Origin of the sequence: Priestia sp. RMT2NF4 (assembly GCF_047872835.1) — a bacterium.
In the GTDB taxonomy this organism is placed as follows: Bacteria; Bacillota; Bacilli; order Bacillales; family Bacillaceae_H; genus Priestia; species Priestia zanthoxyli.
The window spans coordinates 418,735-437,994 of sequence record NZ_JBLQZO010000001.1 but is presented as its reverse complement, the minus strand read 5'-3'; the positions used below and the strand labels follow the sequence as shown (position 1 = coordinate 437,994).

Below are 19,260 nucleotides of genomic sequence, written 5' to 3'. Positions count from 1 at the left end.
GCTTATTTCTCACCTATTTTCAAGACAAAAAGCTCCTTTAAGCAGGAGTTTTTGATATATTTTAGATAATTCAGTCTTTTTTAGATATCTATCAAGCATTTCTGTCGATTCCCTTTGAGTAAAGGATGGAGAGCTGTGAAAGCTTGGTTAACGATACGTGTAAAACACCTGTAAATAAAAAAGCTAAGATTGTTGCGCCTGTGGCTAGCGGATGAACGTACGTAAAATAATAGGCAAATACAGCCCCCACTATGTAGGATACATACACATGAAGGTTAAATCCTTTTGTATACCAATATATTTTATTTTCCTTATCTAAAATAGCTGAAATGTCATAGTGTTTTCTGCGAATAATATAGTAATCAACAAGAACAATCGCAATAATAGGAATAAATAAGACGCCAATCATAAGCAAAAAGCTTTGAAAATTTGTCATTAACCACTCTTTTAATAAAGAACCTAGGACTGTGACAACTCCCATCGTTAGTGCTGGTATCCAAAAGCGCTGCTTTGGGAAAATAGACAAATAAGACATTGTTGCGCTATATAGTACCATTACGTTGGTTGACAACACCGATAAAAAAATGACGATGGCTGCTACTAATCCCAACAGCGGGCTATATGCGCCAATTAAATTTACCGGGTCATACGTTTGCGTCATATTTCCGAGAATTGAAAAGCCGGAAACCGTTGCGCCTAATCCCATTGCAATCAAAGTCGCAACGTTATAGCCTAAATACGTTCCCGCAATTCCCATTTTTTCAGATTTACAGTTTCGATTATAATCGCAAACAATAGGAATCCACGTAAAAGCTGTAGCTACTACAATATCAAAAGCTAACATTCCTGTAATACCGGGATTTTCACTTGCTTTCATTTGAATTAATTTTGCTGCATCAAATTCGATAAACAAATAGCTAAACACAACGGTTGCTAAAATGACCATAAGCGTAGCTACTAATTTTTCCGTTGCTTCAATACCTTTGTGTCCGTATATAGAAATAGCTACTACTAGTACTTGAGTAAGAATTGTAAATAGATTGATATTGCTGTAACCGGTCAAAAAGGTGACGGCATGATTTAAACTTAGCCCTGCCATGTAGGCTTGAATCCATGCCCATCCTATTAATGTAATAAGATTAACAGCAGCAGGAAGCATAGCTCCTCTTTGCCCAAAAGCAGGTCTCATCAAAACCATGGTTGGAAGACCGGTTCGAGTTCCGATATTCCCCATCAGCACGAGCGGCATAGCACCAACTAAAGAGCCAAGCACAATCACAAATAATGCCTTTAAAAAGGTCATATCGGGTACAAACAGCATTCCGGTAAAAACGGTCGTTACTACCACGTTGGCTCCTATCCACATGGAAAATGTAGAGAAGAAGCCCATACTTCTTTTATTCATTGCAATCGGCTGCACATCATCATGGGCGAGACCACTTTTTGTTGTCATCCCTTTTCCACCTTTCACTTTTATTGATACCAATTGGCTCGAGCTAGCTTGGAATTTGTATTCACATGTTTTATTTCAGTAAAAGCAGCTAATCCTGATAGACCTAACTCCCGGCCAATGCCGCTTTCTTTAAAACCGCCCCACGCCGTTTCAATATGAGGCGTATGGTAGCCGTTGATCCAAATCGTTCCCGCTTGAAGATGTTCAGCAACTCGCTCTGCTTTCATTAAATCATTCGTTAAAACCCCTGCAGCTAAACCAAATCTCGTGCCGTTGGCAAGTGCTATGGCTTCTTCTTCACTTGAAAAAGATTGAACGGTAATGACGGGACCAAATATTTCTTCTTGGACGACTTTCATATGCTGCTCCACGTCAACGAGCACCGCTGGCGTTATATAGTTTCCACCTTCGCAGTCAATTAACGTTCCTCCTGTTAATAAATTCGCGCCTTCTTCTTGACCTAGCTTAATAAAACTCTGTATTTTATTCAGGTGCTCCTTTCTAATAACCGGACCCATCTCCGTTTCTTCTCTTAACGGATTACCAATTTTTATAGCAGCAACAGCCTCCGTAAGAGCAGAAAGAAACGAGTTATAAATAGATTCGTGTACGAGTATACGCGATGAAGCTACACACACTTGTCCTTGGTTAAAAAATGAGCCAAACATTGTCCAGTCTACTGCAATATCAATTTCGCTATCTTCAAAAATAAGAAGCGGAGATTTCCCTCCCAGTTCAAGCGAAACTCTTTTCATCTCTTTTGCGCACTGCTGATAAATATGTTTGCCTGTTTCTGATCCTCCTGTAAAAGAGACTTTGGCTACGTCTTTGTGTTCAACAAGGGCACTTCCCACTTCACCGTCTCTATAATTAAATTAAACACGCCTTCTGGTATACCGGCTTTTTCACATAGTGAAGCTAACTTTAAAAAAGAAAGCGGCGTTAATTCTGACGGTTTAAACACCACCGTATTTCCAGCTGCTAATGCAGGAGCCAGCTTCCACATGCCAAGCAGCAAAGGGAAATTCCAAGGAACGATTAGCGCGCATACGCCAATAGGTTCTTGAATGATTTTACTGCTTGTGTCGTCGAACATGTTCTTTGTCCACGGCTGATTTTCTTCTATTAAATTTGCGTAATATCTTAAACAATTAATTGTATCTTCAATATCTAACTGCGCTTCTTTTATCGGTTTGCCAGTATTTAATGTTTCTGTTTCAACGAATATACTCGCTTCTTTTTCTAATAAGTCTGCTAGTTTCGTAAGCACCTCTACACGCAGTGATTTATTTTTCTTCCATTCACTTTGTTCAAAAGCCTGTTTTGCTTTACCTACCGCTTCCTCTACTTGTTGAAGCGACGAATCAAACACTTCCGCTATAATCTTATTGGTCGCTGGGTTGATTATTTCTCTTTTACATGGTTTTGTTTGTTTCTTATCTATTTTTACATTTGCTTGCCCGTTCATAGTCAAACACTCCTTATAGAGAACTCTTATATAAAAGTGGGAAGATAATAGTACCTTCCCACTTTTACCGTCTTGCTTATATTCAGTCGCGTGCTTTCACTAACAGCGCTTCTTCTTCTTTTGCTTTTTTTCTTAACGCAATAAGCGTGATAAATTCATAGACAATATTAGCGGCCGCCGCTGCTGTAATTTGGCCATGATCATAAGCTGGCAGTACTTCTACTAAATCAAAACCGACAAAATCAATATTTGTTAAGCCTCGAACGAATTGAAGCGCATCGTCAATACTTGCACCTGAGACTTCAGGCGTTCCTGTTCCCGGCGCGTAAACTGGATCTAAAAAATCAATGTCAAACGATAAAAATACGGGTCCTTCCCCTACACGCTCATGAATAATGTCTAGCATTCTTTCAACGCCAAGCTTTTTATATTCATTTGTCGTATACAGAGCTAAACCTAAGTTTTTTGCGTCTTCTAAATCTTCAATGCCGTACAGACCGCCTCGCATACCAATTTGAATCGAGCGCGACACGTCGATTAACCCTTCTTCAATTGCTCGTCTGAATACCGTACCGTGATTGTATTTTTGTTCAAAATAACTATCCCACGTATCAGAATGAGCATCAAATTGGATAAGCGCTACCGGTCCGTGCTTTTTCGCGATGGCACGAAGTTCACCAAGGGTCATCGAATGATCACCGCCTAGTGAAATAGAAATAATTCCTTCATTCACAACCGGCGTTAACCCTTCTTCAATTTTTTTATATGTTTCTAAAATATATCCGGGAACAACTGACAAATCGCCGTAGTCCACGCCTGAGATGTAATCAAAAATATTAATCTTTTGTTCTGGGTTATACGGGCGAAGCAAAATGGAGAAATCTCGAATAGCTTCCGGTCCAAAACGTGCTCCTGTTCGAAAAGATTGACCTGAATCAAATGGAATACCTGTGACAATAAAATCCATTTCTGAATTTACTTGTTCTACGTACGGAAGTCTCATAAATGTACGTGGTCCGCAAAAACGCGGAGATTCAAATGAATTTTTCGGCTGATATTTTGGCATGATTTATTCCTCCTAATAGGTTTCATCATTAGCACCGTATCATCATGTTAGATACTGACGCTTTTTATTTAGATACTTTTTATTAATGCAAAATGCATGCCAATTTTTATCGCCTTATTCCGCGCAATTATGGACGATTTTTAATTCATAATAGAATCAAAACAAAAAAACTGATTCAGTATTGAATCAGCTAATTCATTTTGAATTAAAATCTCATTATTTTATATTGTACTTTCGTAAACGTCTTACGACCGTAGGCTGGCTGATTCCTAATGTGTTTGCCATTTCATACGTTGTTTGACACTGACGATAAGCGCGAATCAGCCAGTTTTTCTCCACTTCTGCAAGTGCTTGCTGAAGCGTCATTCCCTGAGAGGTTAACGTGTCAAGAGACTCCCATTCTTCTTTTTCACTGCTGCTATTTTCTGAATAAAACGGGAGATCTTGAGGCGAGATGCTGTTTTCATCCGTTGTTAACACGAGGCGTTCAATTGTATTTTCAAGCTCGCGCACATTTCCGGGCCACGGATGTTCAAGAAGCAGATTTAATGCTTCTGCATGAAAAAATTTCTTCATGTTATATTTTTCATTTTGTTTATGTAACACGTGATAAAGCAGTGCCGCGATGTCTTCTTTTCGCTCGCGAAGCGGCGGAATGGTAATCGGAATAACGTGCAAGCGATAAAATAAATCTTCACGAAACGTTCCTTTTTTGACCATTTCTTCAAGCGGCTGATTTGTTGCTACAATCAGCCTGAAGTTTACGTGTTTGGCTCGTTCACTTCCAATTTTGGTGACTGTTTTTTCTTGCAGCACTTTTAACAGCTTCACTTGCATATCAAGAGGAAGTTCCCCTATTTCATCTAAAAAAAGCGTGCCGTTATGAGCTAATTCAAACTTTCCTATTTTCCCTTTTGTACTGGCACCTGTAAAAGAGCCTGCTTCGTATCCAAACATTTCAGATTCGAACAAACTAGCTGGAATGGCTCCGCAGTTGATTTCAATAAACGGCTCTTCTTTTCGTTCACTTCCATAGTGTAAAGCACGAGCAAAAGCCGTTTTACCAACACCCGATTCACCTAGCAACACAACCGTTGCATCGCTGTCTGCCACGCGATTAATAATCGACCATACCTTTTTCATCGATTCACTTCGTATGACCATCTCATTTGACTGCTGTTCACGAAGCTCTTCCACTTCTAGCTGATATGTTTTCATTTTCACTTCGAGCTGCTGATAATCTTCTTTTAAACGCTGAAGCTCTGTTAAATCATGTGAAAAACTGATGACTCTTTTCATACACTGATGTTCATCATACACGGGAATACCGGTTGCCATTACAACTTTGCCCGTTTCTGTTTGTTGCATCAGCTGTACTTCTTTCTTTTTCTTTAACACTTCAATCGTAACGGAAGGTGAAAAGATCCCGCGGTCTTGCAATTCGTATACCGTTCGTCCCACTAACTCTGACACGTCATACCCGTATATATCACGGCAGTTTTGACTTGCTCGTAAAATACACCCTTTTTCATCAGTGATCACGATATTGTCGTGAGAAGCATGCAAAATCGCTTCAAGCTCTCGTTCAATCATCTCCATTCAGTCCTCCTCTTTATTTAATCTGATTTTTCTAACATTTATATCTATTATTTTATCAGTAAACTCGCTTACTCAACACAAAAAGCTCCTTTAATAGGAGCTTTTTGTTCAAGATATCTGCTTCATTTTTTGTTTAAACAGCGCTACTTTTATCATAAAATAAGTGATATTTTCAGGTAATTCTTCTTTGATTGGCTTTAACTTTTCATCGCCTGCTGACGAAGCGGCTTGTAAAATAAGCTGTTCGTCTTCATCCGAAAGAAAAGGTGACCAGTCGATTTCTTTTTCTTCTTCCGCGCATTTAAACAAATGGTTTTCAATGGTAATGCGGCTCAGTTCACGTTCTTCAGCAATTTCATCTAACGATTTTCCTTGCTGAAATAGCTCATACGTCATTAAGTGAGACCCTTCTTTTGATGACGCTCTTGCTTTTTTCGGAGCAGGCGCTGACACTTCGCGCTTTCGGTCTGGATGTTCTTCACAAAACTGTTTGATTTCAGCTGTGAATCGTTCTCCGTATCGTTCTTGCTTTTGTTCTCCCACTCCTTTTACAGTGGCGAACTGTTCAAGCGTTACCGGAAGTTTTGTACACATATCATGAAGAGTGTCGTCTGAGAAAATGACAAAAGGAGGCACGCCGGCTTCGTCTGCTAGCTGCTTTCGAACGGAACGCAAATGAGCAAACAGTTCGTCGTCTTGGACAATTTGCTTCACTTCCATTTGTTCTTTTCTCATTACTTTTTCCGTCCCAAGAAGCACACCTTTTCCTTTGGCCGCTACGGATAAAGTAGGAAATGACCCTTGTCCTACTAAAATAAACTGTTCGGAAATCAAATACTCAATAAAATCGCTCACTTCTTTAGCTGACCGGTCGCTCATGACGCCGTACGTTTTCAGTTTATCAAAACCAAAATCAACTACTTTTTTATTTCGAGAACCCGTTAACACTTGAGCAATCATCATTTTACCGAAACGTTCGCCCATACGAATCATACAAGATAATACTTTTTGCGTATCAACCGTTACGTCTATTTCCACACGATCATCCGTACAGTTGCTGCAACGGCCGCATTCATGCGCTTCACTTTCTCCAAAATAATGAAGAATATATGCCTGCAAGCAACCTTCTGTATGACAGTAGTTCACCATACTTTGCAGTTTTTCAAGATCTTGAATCTGCTTTTTAGGATTCGACGTTGACTGTTCAATCAAAAAGCGCTGCACGCGAATATCTTGAGGTGAATAAAGCACGATACACTCACTTGGAAGTCCGTCACGACCAGCACGTCCTGCTTCTTGATAATAGCTTTCCATATTTTTCGGAAGCTGATAGTGAAGAACAAAGCGAATATTCGATTTATCGATTCCCATCCCAAACGCAGACGTGGCTATCATTACCTGAACATCATCTTGAAGAAAGCGGTTCTGCTCTTCATCACGGCTGCTTGCGTTCATACCAGCATGGTATTTTGACACGTTAACGCCTGATTTTTGCAATCTAGCGTGAAGTTCTTCAACATCTTTACGCGTAGCGGCATAAATGATGCCTGCTTCTTGGTCATTTTTACGGATATACTGGTCGATATAGCTGATTCGATCCTGGCCTTTCACAACCGCAAACGATAAATTTTCACGTTCAAAACCAGTCATCACCGTGTACTCTTCGTTAATATGAAGAGCCCGGCAAATATCTTCACGTACTTGAGGCGTCGCAGTAGCCGTTAGTCCCATCACGATTGGCGCGTTAGACAGCTTGCTGATTAGGTCACTGATGCGCAAATAGCTCGGTCTGAAATCATGGCCCCACTGTGAAATACAGTGCGCTTCATCTACCGCTACAAGCGGGATAGGAAGCATTTGAAGCTGTTCTAAAAACTGCGGAGACTCTAGTCGTTCCGGTGCTACATAAAGTAGCTTATATTCACCAAGCGCCACTTCTTCCAAGCGCTGCTGTACCTCCGTGTGAGTCAGCGAGCTGTTAATATAAGTGGCTGGAATACCAGCTGCGTTCAACGTATCCACTTGATCTTTCATCAAAGAAATCAACGGAGAAATAACCAGTGTTGTTCCTTCTAAAAGCAAGGAAGGAATTTGATAACAAAGTGATTTCCCTCCTCCTGTTGGCATAATACAAGCGGTATTGTACCCTTCTAAAACATAACGAATCGACTCTTCCTGTCCTTTTCGAAACGAATCATAACCAAAATAGGACTGTAAATGTGTTAAAGCTTGTTCAAACTGCAAAATAGCGTCCTCCTTTAAAATAAGTAGAAATAGTAGTTGAGGGATTCACTAGAAGAAATTGAGACGTAGGGTTCTATTTTATCAAATCTTGGGGGAAGTTGCACAGAATTCGGTGATTTAAGGATCTAGCAAAAATGATAAGCGAAAAGCCATCAATTTATAACTCTCTTTCCTATCACAAACAATCTTTTTATGTATGTCAGGACTCCTTTCCTAAAAATCTTTCCCCATTCCATTCTTTTTTCCTGTATACTTAAGAATAGGAAAGAGGTGCTTATCACGAGACATCCTGTAGAAACGATTTATTATTTAGAAAATCCACAGCGTAATATCTCAACATATGCTTCCACAACTCAGTTAACGGTTGAGTCTGTTGTGAAAGATGTGTTTGGTGTTGCTTGCGTAGCAGATATTAAAATTATGCTCCAATATAATAAAGAATTCCGCAAAAGTATTAGTCAATTACACAATGCAATGGACGATGATCTTACGTTAGAAATGGTTTTTCGAGTTGCTTCAAAAGAAGATTTGCTTCGATTTAAAAAACGTTTACTTGAAAGTAGTTTAGATGACGCAGAAACGTCAATAGACTGTCCATTCAGCGCAACCATTCAATTACAAGATGGTCTATATACATGGAACGAGTCTACTTCTGTTTATGAAAAACAAAAAGAACGTCTTTCATCTTAAATTTCTCTATTTTTATGTATGTAAAAAGCCTGGATCTTAGCTGTTTAAGATCTAGGCTTTTTGCAGTTTGTACTGTACCTTAAAAGGTCAAAAAAAAAGATGCAGGAAAAAGGCTGGCTAAAGCCTTCTTCTGCTTATTGTCCGCCAGATTCTCCTCAAAGATAACCGCGCTGTTTCCTCTTCTCCTATGTTAGACTTTTTAACTCAATTTTATGAAATAGGTTTTATCTCTTCCAATAACGTGTATACACAAAGCAAGAGGATAAGTTACTTAAACTTCTCTTCATTACTAAACATATTCTAGAAAGTTGTCTATCATACAAGGAGGTTTTTTGAAATGGTAAATGTAAAAGTAGTTGAAAATGGCGTACAGGCAAAAGATACAATCGAACAATTTTTGCGTGAAGGATTTACAAAAGACGAAGTTTATTTACTTGCACACCATCAAGATCGCTCCGAGGATTTAACAGCTGCAACAAATACAAACAATATCGGTCTTTCTGAACAAGGTGTTTTTGATGCCATTGCAAATGTTTTTCGTTCTCGAGGAGACGAGCTGCGCGCCAAAATGCGTTCATTAGGATTATCACAGCCTGAAGCTGAACGCTATGAAGAAGAATTAGATCACGGCAAAGTAATCGTGGTTGCATCAAAAGTTGCTTAATCTAAAAGCCCTACAGCAGGGCTTTTTTATTTTTGTCTTCTGCCCTTTTTCCCCTTTCATTAAAGAAGTCATCTATACATATAATTGTGAAGATAAGAGTTACTGCGAGGAGTGATATATTTGATTATAGGAATTGAGTACACAAAGCGTGTAAAAGACGGATTGGTCGTTAAAAATATTCCTTACAAGATACACGATAAACCTTGTGATGAAGGCTGCTGTAAAAATGATAAAACGATAGGCGTCAGAGATAAATTAAGAGTTAATTGGCTGTTAAATGTTTTTATGCCCAGCAAAAATATAACGGTATTTGATTATAAATATTGGTCAGAAGAGCTAACTTCTTTATGGAGAGAGTACCGGAGAAAAACTGTATAATACTCAAGATAAAAAATCTCCTTGATGAGCAAGGAGATTTTTTTATCTTGACTTTATCTTTTAGCATCCACTTATTTATCAAGCATTTCAACAATTTTTATACCTTTAGATGTTGGTACCATCACCATTATAAATTACTGAGTAGGATGCTTTTCCTTCCACCCATCATAATCAATTTTATATGCAACATTTCTTAGCTGTGTTTATCCTTTTCTGCTGAAGGTAATAATGAAGATGCATAAACTATATAAAGGGTGAAAAGTTATGATTAACGTCATTGAGACACTACTTGATTATATAAAGAACTCTTCTACAGATGATACGCCTCCTCGCCCACATATCGGTGAGACTATGGGATGCTGGCTGTATTTTACTGCTTTAGCGGAAGAAATACCTGCCTTAGAAACCTGTCTTAATACAACAACCAACAGTGAACTGCTTAAGCTTGCTCAAGACTCAAAAAACCTGGCTGAATCTCAGATTGATACACTAAAAAAATTAATGATTAAAGAAGGAATTCCCCTTCCTGAAATACCGGCTACCAAACCAAAATCCGACCCTAACAGTATTCCATTAGGAGCAAAAGCCACGGATTCTGAAATCGCTAACTTAATATCTATAAAAATTGCCTCTAATATCGTCATGTGCAGCACGAATATGGGACAATCTATTAGAACCGATATTGGATTAATGTGGTTGAAATTCCACACTGAAAAGGTCATATTAGGATCAAAAATAAAAATTCTAATGCAGCAAAAAGGCTGGCTCAAAATTCCGCCTTATTATTATCCACCTGGAGCCCCTCATAACTCTAATTGAAGTGTTCTTAGGTAAAACAGCATAGATAACCTTACATCCAACACATTTAACGAGGTGCTTAAACATGGATTTCCCTACAATTCATACAAATTTTTGGGACGCAGTCATTGGTGTTCCTGTCGTATTAATCGTGACGCAGCTCATCAAATGGCTTTTTCATCCTAAAAAGCAGTATGTTCCGACTATCGCTTTAGCTGTCGGCGTGCTTTTTTCAGTATTTATCAGTCACCCTCATCATATTATTGCCGGATTGTTTATGGGATATTTTTATGGATACGCCGCAATTGGAAGCTATGCCGGTCTTAAAACAACGTGGAGAACGATTAGAAAAGATACGGCTCCTTATTCATCAGACTAAAAAACCAGCGAAGTATTCGCTGGTTTTTAGCTTTCACTACTTATTTCTTCTGCTCCTAGATCTTTGGCTAGGTGAACAACCGATTGATTGATTTTCCATACGTAATAGATGTTGTGGAGCAGCTGAAGATGCTGTAAGTTTCTTGATTGAACGGACGTATCAAAATAATCTAAAGATTGTTCAATCTTTTGTCTTACATCTTCAAGCGTGTATACATACGTTCCTCTTTCTCCTCGTAATGCTTTTTCAAGCTGAGTGAAGTTGCTTGCCACTTTCTCTTCCACTTCCTTTACTACGCCATGAAATTCTGCTTCCTTATAAAAAGCTTCGTTTCTAGTAGAAGAAGCTACCAAATGCTTGGCGTAATAATTAATGGCGGTAAAAACGGTCAAAAATTGCTGAAGACGTGAACGGCCAACAAAACCTTTAATAATAGGATCTGAGTCGACATGAAGCTGTTTTAGCTTTTTTTCTAATTCCATTCCTTTATCAGCTAAATTGGCAAATGCATACTGCTTCGTAAAACGATGCAAATAAGTGTGAACAAATTCTTTTAAAGCCGCTACGTATTCGACAGAGGTGTCGGTTATTTTATCTCTTGTTCTTTTAGGAAACACAAGAGCAGATACGGCTAACCCAATTCCAACTCCTACAACTGTATCCAATACGCGTGCCAGTAATAAACTCTCTGAAATTCCCCCGAGAAGCATGTCATACATAAAGGCCAGCATCATTGTAATCCAAAAGCTCATAAATGAGTACGTAATGGGAAAGAAATAAAAAGCCATAAACACACAGATAAAAAGCAGCGTTACTTCAAGTATTCCTGGTGAAACAAAGCTTGCGACAACAAAGCCGACAGCTGCTCCTAAAAGCGTGCCTACGCTTCGCTGCACGGCTTTTACAAACGTACTTCCTATCGTTTCTGTACCGAGAAGCACTAAATAGCCTGCTAAGAGCGCCCAATATTGATGCGATGGAGATAAAAACGAGCCAAATATTAATGTCGCAACAGCAGTGATGACCGCTTGAATAGACTTTTTCGTAGATGGTTTTAATCCTTTTTCTTCATCATTATCCTCTTCGTCTTCTTGTTCTTCCGCTTCTTTTTGAGGCTGTTTTTCTTGTTTCACAATTGCTTGCTGCAGCTCATACGCTTCATCAATGACATGATTTGATATCGTTTCGATACGGCGTATTAAGTAAAGCCAGTCTTTATACCTTTTGTCTTGAGGTTCGAGTTCACTTAATTTTTGGCGCAGCTCTTGCAGATGCTGAGCTGCATCTGTTAAGGAATGAGTAGGATTTTCATTTAATACCTCTGCTTCGCGAATCGATTCCACTAGCTTTAACAGCACCTGCTGAATATCAAAATGATTAAATGCCTTTAATTCGCTGAGCTTTCGAATCGCCGGAGAATATGTCTGCAGCAGCATCACTGTATCAAATACATAAAGGCGCATTTGCTCAGCTGTTACGCCAGGCCATATGTCGTGAGGATCTGTATTTCCAAGCTCTTCTGATGCTACACGGGCATACTCCGCTAGTTTTTTAATATTGCGGTTGTACTGTTTGATTTGAGCTGGTTCAATTTGTTTCTTTTGAATTAACTCAATAATTAAATCAAGCACCAAATTTACTTGAATATGAAATGATTTCATTGAAGACCTCAGCACGTTGGCAGGCCGGTCTTTAAAAATAACAAAATTATAGATAAATGCACAGCAGGCTCCTACTACAACGCCAGCTAACAGCCACGGCAGCTGAGAAAATGTAACGTGTAAAATAGAAGCAAAATAAAACGACATAAAGGCTACCATCGACAGGGAAAAATAGCGAATACCAAATTTCTGTAAATAAAAAGACAAAAACACCAATAGAACGAGAAAAACATTTTCTGCTTGTCCATATCGTGATAAAAACGAGCCAATTCCAAGAGAAACGGCGCTGGAAATTGCTACTAATCCTGTTGTCACTTTTTTTGCTTTTGTTGTTTCATCATTTACAACCAATATACCCATCAGGCCGATTACGCCCGATAAAATAGCAGCGGTAATTTGAGAGCTTCCCGCTGCTTTTAATACAATCAGCATAATAACGACAGCTGTAATGACACTAATCGTAGCTTTAGAAGCTGTTTTGAACCTTTTTCGTCCAGGATCTGCAGCGACTAAGCGACTAAACCAATATGAAAAAATAAAAACCCTCTCCTTTCGTGCTGTAAAGTTCTTTGTAGAAAGAGTAATATTATTACTTATACCCTTTTTAATTCTTTTCTATCGTATGTAAGTATGTTTTTCACTATAACATTGCAAACGGCTAAAGAGCTAAACAAATGCTTAAAAACACATCTGTTTTCTGTCAGATGTGTTTTAAAAAAATAATGGTTCATTACAGTGTAAGAGAAGAAATTTCCCACCCGTTTGTTAACGGATTTCTTTTTAAAGTAAAAACCATCGTTGTCTTGTGAGCCCCTTTATTTTCGTAATAAATAAGGCAATCTACGGAGATTTTCTCTTTTGTTTTATACTTTTTTGCATGAAATAAGTCCGTTTTATAATAAATGGTGGAGATACTATGCAGCTTTGCCCATAGCTTATGCTCTTGCTTCACCCGCAAAACCGGCTGCATTAAGGCATCGTCATCTTGCTTTAATCCTGTTAAAAACATATTGACGACTTCTGCCGGCTCAGCTTTTAATGCATATTCATCAAGCTTGCCTCCTGCTTTTAATACCATTAACTGATGACCTGGATCCACATTTTGAGACTTGTGAGTCGTACTTCCTGCAAAATGAATGCAAAAATGACCGGGGAACCCATTGTCAAGCGCACCGGCTCCATGAGGCATTCCATTCATGGAAGCTGCAAGCATTTGGCCTTTAAATGGAATAAGAACAGCTCTTCGGTTCCAGCTCCATTTTCCATTATATAAGTGCTTCATTACTTTCGTATCTTGACGTGTAAGCGGCTGAACATCTGCGTGGTGAGAGCCTGCTCTTCGCTGCACATAAAAGTAAAAACCGGTTTCTACATCGATCACTTTAAATTTTTTCCCCTTTGGCAGTAAGGTTTCTACACGTTTCCACTTTAATACTTTTCCTGTATCGCTTACCGGAAAGTGCGTAAGGTTTTCTTCTGCTTTCATCTTTTGGGGATGCACAAAAAAACTAATAAGCATAAAGACTAAAATCATTAATTTTGTCATTGTCTACCCTCATTACCTTGTAGTTTCTCTATGTAATATGCGAAAGTACACATACAATTATAAATAGAAATTTTTACACGCTCGGCTCATGGAAAATAATACAAAAAAGAGCTTGTGAATCCTATACATTAAACGGTTCATTTTATTCATACTAACAGGTGAAAGCGAGGTATATGATATGAATTTCACTTGGATGGTTGGACTTTTAATGCTCATTCAACCTCTTTCTACACAAGACCACCTATCTATTACTCATGACGGTAAACCGATTGAACGGATTGAACGGGACAAAGTGGCAGTACCTCTTCTTCCTGTACCCATGGTTGATCATGATCGATACAATCTTCTTCTAAAAGAATTGGATAAAAAAACATATAGAGAGCCCATAAATGCCCGCATTGATAAAAGCGGACAAATTGTTCCTGAGCAAGCGGGTGTCAAACTATATCATAAAGATTTTGCGGAGAAATTTTATACTTATTTTTTTAACGGCGGTACGTCAACCTTAGAAATCCCGACGCTTCCTGTTCCGCCTCGCGTGGATAAGGAGCTGCTTGCAACGATTCGTATTAAGCAAATCGGTCATTATCACACGGTATTTAACCCCCATAATAAAAATCGTTCTCACAATATTTCTCTTGCAGCTGAATCACTAGACAGCAGCGTCATATTTCCTGGGGAAGTTTTCTCTTTTAATCAAACCGTTGGAAAAAGAACGGCAGCAAAAGGGTATATGCGTGCGCCAATCATTGTAAAAGGAGAGTATTCCGAAGGAGTTGGAGGAGGAATTTGCCAAGTTTCTTCTACTTTATTTAACGCCGTCGATAACGCTGGCGTCACGATTACGCAGCGCTACTCACACAGTCGCAGTGTTTCCTACGTACCTCCTGGGCGAGACGCTACCGTCAGCTGGTATGGACCTGACTTTCATTTTAAAAATACGTACAGCGATCCTTTGTTGATTCGAGCGCAGGTACACGGGGGAGTCGTAAGCGTGGCCGTTTACTCTACTGATGCGATTGAATATAAGCCTCGCCGCGTGCCTTGGGCTTCTATTGACCAATTGCCGAAAGAGAAAAAAATCGAATCGCATGTTGATACTGAGCCTGCTGACTAATCATTTCTTCCAGCTTTTTATAATGAACACAAAAAAGCCTAAAGGGTATCCTTTAGGCTATTCAGTGATATAATCAGCAGCCGTAGTAGCCACCGTAACCACCGCTATAACAACTACATCCGATAATTACTAATAGAATAAATAATACAACTAATAAAGCGAAACCAGAACCAAATCCACATCCAGCATTAGACATACAAGCACTCCCTTTCAACGTAATTTTCTGTTGCTAAAACAAAGAAGGTTCAAACATGGGGTGTTTCTCATGGATAGCTTATTGTATGTCTGCCTAGACGTTTTGGTTTGCTTTTCTGCTCATTTTTTAAAAATTGGGCTTATTTTCGTCTTTACAACTCGGGAAGCGCAATTCCGCAAAAGTAAAGCTCATTTCCACTCTTCCTTTAAAATCGCATAATAATATTCGTCCCACCATCCTTTTTCAGTTGGAATACATTTTTTAAAATATCCTTCTCTTCTCATCCCGATTTTCTCCATAACACGATAAGAAGACGTATTCTCAGGTTGACAAGTAGCAATAACCCGATGCAGTTTCATTGTATTAAAGCCATAGTCCACGATTGCTTTTGCCGCTTCTGACGCATATCCTTTCTGATGATAGAGGGAATTAAATACCCAGCCAATTTCATAAGTATGGTCCCCAAAATAGTTAAAAAAGACGATATGACCAATTAGGATTTTTTCGTTTTTTAATACAACTGGAAAATTTTTAACGTTTTCTTTCATATTTTCATTTACAAATTTCTTCGCATCATCCTTACTAAAAACGCCTTCTGGTATGTACTTCATGACATTAGCATCAGATGTATATGTGTAGACATCTTGCCAATCTTCATATTTAAATTTGCGTATTAGTAGTCTGCTAGTCTCAATGTTCATGTGGTTCTCCCCTATCTCAAAGCTATTTTTCTATACGCTTGTTTCGATAGTGAAGAGATAAAAACCTCTTTGCACCAAGTTACTAGTGCTTTTGTTGACGCTTCTTTAAAACAAGGTAAAGTGACTCTGCAAAAAAGAAGAACAAAAGAGAAAAAAGGACAAATAATTCGGCCACTTCCATTACACGAAACGGGCTTAAAGCATTATATAGTGCCTGCAGTACGTTCGCTCCTTGAAAAAGATCAATTCCTACAGAAAGAGCAATCACAGATCCAAATAGCAGCAGGCTAACTCCAATAATTTTCATTCCTTTCACTCCTTACCTAATGGTTACTTACCTGATAGGGTCGTCATTTTCATTTACCGTCATGCAAAAGATATTTTGTTAAAAATTACATAATTATACGGTTTTTGGTCAAATTAATAAAAACTATAGTAAGGGTGCTTTCATTTATGCCTTCGTTTTTTAAAAATCAAAAATCTAAAAATAAGCTTGAACCTCAGGCAGATCAAACAAACAGCGAACAAACAGCTTCTTCTCTTAAGAATCTGCTGTCGGAGAACCTTACCTTAATCAAAGAGAAAACTGGAAACAGCTCAGATATTGTGATTCGTCATTTTAAAATAGGCAGCAATAATAGCTTAGCTGCTGCTATCGTCTACATAGAAGGGATTGTAGATAATCAGGCTATTCAAGATTACTTACTGCAGTCTCTTATGAAAGATAATGAAAAAAACGAACTAAACGATAAAAATGCATTAGAGTTAATTTCCGAAGACATCGTAACAATCGGCAACATATCGTTTGCAGACAACTGGAATGATTTACTTTCTTCTTTGATGTCAGGAGACAGCCTTCTTATTGTCGACGGCATAAACCGCGTACTCAGCGTGAGTACACAAGGCGGTGAAAAGCGTGCCATTTCAGAATCTACTACCCAAATGGTAGTGCGGGGACCAAAAGGTGCCTTTACTGAGTCTATTGGCACAAACTTAGCCATGGTGCGCCGAATTATTAAAACACCCGACTTATGGCTAGAGTCGATGAAGATTGGCCGAGTAACTAAAACGGATGTCACTCTTATGTATATTCATGGCATCGCAAACGATAAAGTTGTGAAAGAAATTCGAAAGCGATTAAAAAACATTGATATTGATAGTATTTTGGAATCAGGTTATGTTGAGCAGCTGATTGAAGATCAAACGGTCACTCCTTTTCCAACTATTTATAATACAGAAAGACCCGATGTCGTGGCAGGTAACCTTTTGGAAGGAAGAATTGCTATTTTTGTGGACGGAACTCCTTTTGTCCTTATTGCTCCAGCGTTGTTCATTCAATTTTTCCAATCGGCCGAAGATTACTACGCACGCTTTGATATTGCGACGTCCATTCGTCTTTTGCGGGTGTTTATGTTTATGATTTCACTTATCGCGCCTGCTACATATGTAGCGGTTACGACATTTCATCAAGAGATGGTACCTACGACGCTTATTGTAGCTCTTGCAGCACAGCGAGAATCGGTTCCATTTCCCGCGTTCGTGGAAGCTTTTTTTATGGAAGTCACCTTTGAAATTTTGCGTGAAGCGGGGATTCGTTTACCAAAAGCTATCGGCTCTGCTGTATCGATCGTCGGAGCCCTTGTTATTGGGCAAGCAGCAGTTCAAGCGGGGATCGTCTCACCAGCTATGGTTATTATCGTATCGATTACAGCCATTGCTAGCTTTGCCACACCGTCTTTCGATATGGCTATTTCAGCGCGTTTAATTCGTTTTTTATTTATACTAGGAGCGGCTACATTCGGCTTCTATGGCATTATCCTTATTCTTTTAATGGGGGTTGGACACCTATGCAGCTTACGTTCATTTGGTGTTCCTTACATGACCCCATTAGCACCCTTTATTCCTGCAAGCAATGAAGATACATTGCTGCGGTTACCTTGGTGGACGATGAGAAGAAGACCTAAATTAATTAGTGATAACAAAGTTCGTCAAAGCAAACATCAAAAGCCTGAGCCTCCTTCTTCAAGAGGTATGATTAACCAGGAAATGGAAGAAGATGATCAAAATGAAACGTAAAAGTTTATTTTTACTGGTAATGACCATAATGATGGTATTGCTTACTGGCTGCTGGAGTAAAAAAGAATTAACAGACCTTGCATTTGTATCGGCAATGGGCATTGATAAAACGAAAGATGGGCGGTATGAGCTTACCTTTCAAATTATTAACCCCGGAAACGTAGCTGGCTTACAAGGGGGCGGCGGTACTCAAAGTCCGCCTGTTACGATCTATTCTGCTTCTGGCGATAATTTAGTTGAAGCAAGCAGACGCGCTTCAGCTAGAATTTCCCGAAGACTTTATTATGCCCATACCAACTTAGTCGTGATCGGAGAAAAACTAGCGCGTGAAGAAGGAATTAACATTCTTATTGATTCTATTGATCGCGATCCTGAGTTTCGAATTACGACTTCCCTAGTAATCGCACACCAGTCAAGTGCTGCTGATTTGGTAAAAGCACTAACGCCTGTCGATAAAATTCCAGCAAACAAAATTATGAAAACGCTGGAGTTCACTCAAAGAAAATGGGGAGAAAATCTAAAGGTTTCCTTTCAAGAAGTGATGAGGTCTCTCGAATCTCCCGGAGGAGAAGCACTAGTCTCGGGTTTTCATTTAGTTGGAAATCCTCAACAAGCAGAAAAATTAGATAACCTCCAGCAAAGCGCACCAGAAGCTACCCTTCGCGCTTCTGGCATTGCTGTTTTTAAAAATGGAAAGTTAATCGACTGGTTGTACAATAGTCCAGCCAGAGGTAGCGTTTGGATTCTTGATAAAATACAAGGAACGGATATTAATATAGACTGGAAAGGAAAAAAAGAAGCGCTTGCCTATCAAACAGTTCGTCAAAAAACGGATGTATCTGTAAAAATGAAAAAAGGAAAACCTTATGTGTCCGTTCACACTCGCGTAGAAGGCGATCTTGGAGAAGTGGAGGTCCCTGTTGATACCCGTCAACCTGCCGTAATCAAAAAAATGGAAAAAGCTGCGGGTAAAGAAATAAAAAAAGAATTACAAACAGCTATTAAACAAGCTCAGACAGACAAAGTTGACATCTTTGGGTTTGGAGAAGCACTGGAACGCACGCGCCCTAACCAATGGGAAAAATTCAAATCAGAATGGGATGACGTTTATTTTCCAAAATTAGATGTAGACGTTACAGTAGAAGCTTACATTCGCCGAACGGGTCTGCGCAATAAATCGTTTCTCTCTAGCGTAAAAGAAAAACAACAATGAGGTAAGGAGGT

Annotated in this window: 17 protein-coding genes and 1 pseudogene; 8 read left to right on the top strand and 10 right to left on the bottom strand. The window is 39.1% G+C overall.

Annotated features, from left to right (window positions below):
- Positions 1 to 91 precede the first annotated feature (91 nt).
- The 5 genes and pseudogenes from ACMX9J_RS02185 to recQ form a co-directional block, all read right to left on the bottom strand.
- Positions 92 to 1,453: a purine-cytosine permease family protein gene (locus ACMX9J_RS02185; protein WP_416225356.1), complete on the bottom strand. Its 1,362-nt coding sequence runs from the start codon at positions 1,451 to 1,453 to the stop codon at positions 92 to 94.
- Positions 1,454 to 1,473: 20 nt separating this feature from the next.
- Positions 1,474 to 2,921: pseudogene (locus tag ACMX9J_RS02180) on the bottom strand (aldehyde dehydrogenase family protein).
- 82 nt (positions 2,922 to 3,003) lie between these two features.
- Entirely contained in the window at positions 3,004 to 3,987 is a 984-nt protein-coding gene (gene speB, locus ACMX9J_RS02175) for an agmatinase (RefSeq protein WP_416225355.1), read from the bottom strand.
- A gap of 216 nt (positions 3,988 to 4,203) precedes the next feature.
- Positions 4,204 to 5,586, bottom strand: a complete 1,383-nt coding sequence (locus ACMX9J_RS02170) for a sigma-54 interaction domain-containing protein (RefSeq protein WP_416225354.1) — start codon at positions 5,584 to 5,586, stop codon at positions 4,204 to 4,206.
- Positions 5,587 to 5,694: 108 nt separating this feature from the next.
- Positions 5,695 to 7,830: a DNA helicase RecQ gene (recQ, locus tag ACMX9J_RS02165; RefSeq protein ID WP_416225353.1), complete on the bottom strand. Its 2,136-nt coding sequence runs from the start codon at positions 7,828 to 7,830 to the stop codon at positions 5,695 to 5,697.
- 270 nt (positions 7,831 to 8,100) lie between these two features.
- On the opposite strand from recQ, the gene ACMX9J_RS02160 reads away from it, so the two are divergent.
- From ACMX9J_RS02160 to ACMX9J_RS02140, 5 genes are all read left to right on the top strand, one after another.
- Positions 8,101 to 8,520, top strand: a complete 420-nt coding sequence (locus ACMX9J_RS02160) for a hypothetical protein (RefSeq protein WP_047751017.1) — start codon at positions 8,101 to 8,103, stop codon at positions 8,518 to 8,520.
- A gap of 337 nt (positions 8,521 to 8,857) precedes the next feature.
- Positions 8,858 to 9,184 (top strand): general stress protein, encoded by a 327-nt coding sequence (locus ACMX9J_RS02155; protein WP_013056955.1) that lies wholly within the window; start codon positions 8,858 to 8,860, stop codon positions 9,182 to 9,184.
- A 120-nt stretch (positions 9,185 to 9,304) separates the two neighbouring features.
- Positions 9,305 to 9,562 carry a hypothetical protein gene (locus ACMX9J_RS02150; RefSeq protein ID WP_047751018.1) on the top strand — a complete coding sequence of 86 codons (258 nt, stop codon included), beginning with the start codon at positions 9,305 to 9,307 and terminating at the stop codon, positions 9,560 to 9,562.
- A gap of 264 nt (positions 9,563 to 9,826) precedes the next feature.
- Positions 9,827 to 10,381, top strand: coding sequence for a DUF3231 family protein (locus ACMX9J_RS02145; protein ID WP_335387758.1), 555 nt, complete (start codon positions 9,827 to 9,829; stop codon positions 10,379 to 10,381).
- A gap of 64 nt (positions 10,382 to 10,445) precedes the next feature.
- Positions 10,446 to 10,739, top strand: a complete 294-nt coding sequence (locus tag ACMX9J_RS02140; protein ID WP_416225352.1) for a hypothetical protein — start codon at positions 10,446 to 10,448, stop codon at positions 10,737 to 10,739.
- Between the two features lie 26 nt (positions 10,740 to 10,765).
- On the opposite strand, the gene ACMX9J_RS02135 is transcribed toward ACMX9J_RS02140, so the two are convergent.
- Positions 10,766 to 12,832 carry an FUSC family protein gene (locus ACMX9J_RS02135; RefSeq protein WP_255219814.1) on the bottom strand — a complete coding sequence of 689 codons (2,067 nt, stop codon included), beginning with the start codon at positions 12,830 to 12,832 and terminating at the stop codon, positions 10,766 to 10,768.
- Between the two features lie 298 nt (positions 12,833 to 13,130).
- Complete coding sequence (locus ACMX9J_RS02130; RefSeq protein ID WP_176344098.1) at positions 13,131 to 13,946, bottom strand: hypothetical protein; 816 nt, start codon at positions 13,944 to 13,946, stop codon at positions 13,131 to 13,133.
- Positions 13,947 to 14,124: 178 nt separating this feature from the next.
- On the opposite strand from ACMX9J_RS02130, the gene ACMX9J_RS02125 reads away from it, so the two are divergent.
- Entirely contained in the window at positions 14,125 to 15,063 is a 939-nt protein-coding gene (locus ACMX9J_RS02125; protein WP_025752300.1) for a VanW family protein, read from the top strand.
- 73 nt (positions 15,064 to 15,136) lie between these two features.
- Here the strand turns inward: ACMX9J_RS02125 and ACMX9J_RS02120 are convergent, their stop codons facing one another.
- From ACMX9J_RS02120 to ACMX9J_RS02110, 3 genes are all read right to left on the bottom strand, one after another.
- On the bottom strand, positions 15,137 to 15,259 hold the full coding sequence (locus tag ACMX9J_RS02120) for a YjcZ family sporulation protein (RefSeq protein WP_013083059.1): 123 nt from the start codon (positions 15,257 to 15,259) through the stop codon (positions 15,137 to 15,139).
- Positions 15,260 to 15,447: 188 nt separating this feature from the next.
- Positions 15,448 to 15,960, bottom strand: coding sequence for a GNAT family N-acetyltransferase (locus tag ACMX9J_RS02115; RefSeq protein ID WP_047751023.1), 513 nt, complete (start codon positions 15,958 to 15,960; stop codon positions 15,448 to 15,450).
- An 82-nt stretch (positions 15,961 to 16,042) separates the two neighbouring features.
- On the bottom strand, positions 16,043 to 16,267 hold the full coding sequence (locus ACMX9J_RS02110) for a hypothetical protein (protein WP_028413440.1): 225 nt from the start codon (positions 16,265 to 16,267) through the stop codon (positions 16,043 to 16,045).
- A gap of 146 nt (positions 16,268 to 16,413) precedes the next feature.
- Between ACMX9J_RS02110 and ACMX9J_RS02105 the strand changes: the two genes are divergently transcribed.
- Together ACMX9J_RS02105 and ACMX9J_RS02100 are read left to right on the top strand one after the other, a co-directional pair.
- Complete coding sequence (locus ACMX9J_RS02105; protein WP_416225351.1) at positions 16,414 to 18,036, top strand: spore germination protein; 1,623 nt, start codon at positions 16,414 to 16,416, stop codon at positions 18,034 to 18,036.
- Entirely contained in the window at positions 18,026 to 19,249 is a 1,224-nt protein-coding gene (locus ACMX9J_RS02100) for a Ger(x)C family spore germination protein (RefSeq protein WP_416225350.1), read from the top strand. Before ACMX9J_RS02105 ends, ACMX9J_RS02100 begins: the two co-directional genes overlap by 11 nt.
- Positions 19,250 to 19,260 lie beyond the last annotated feature (11 nt).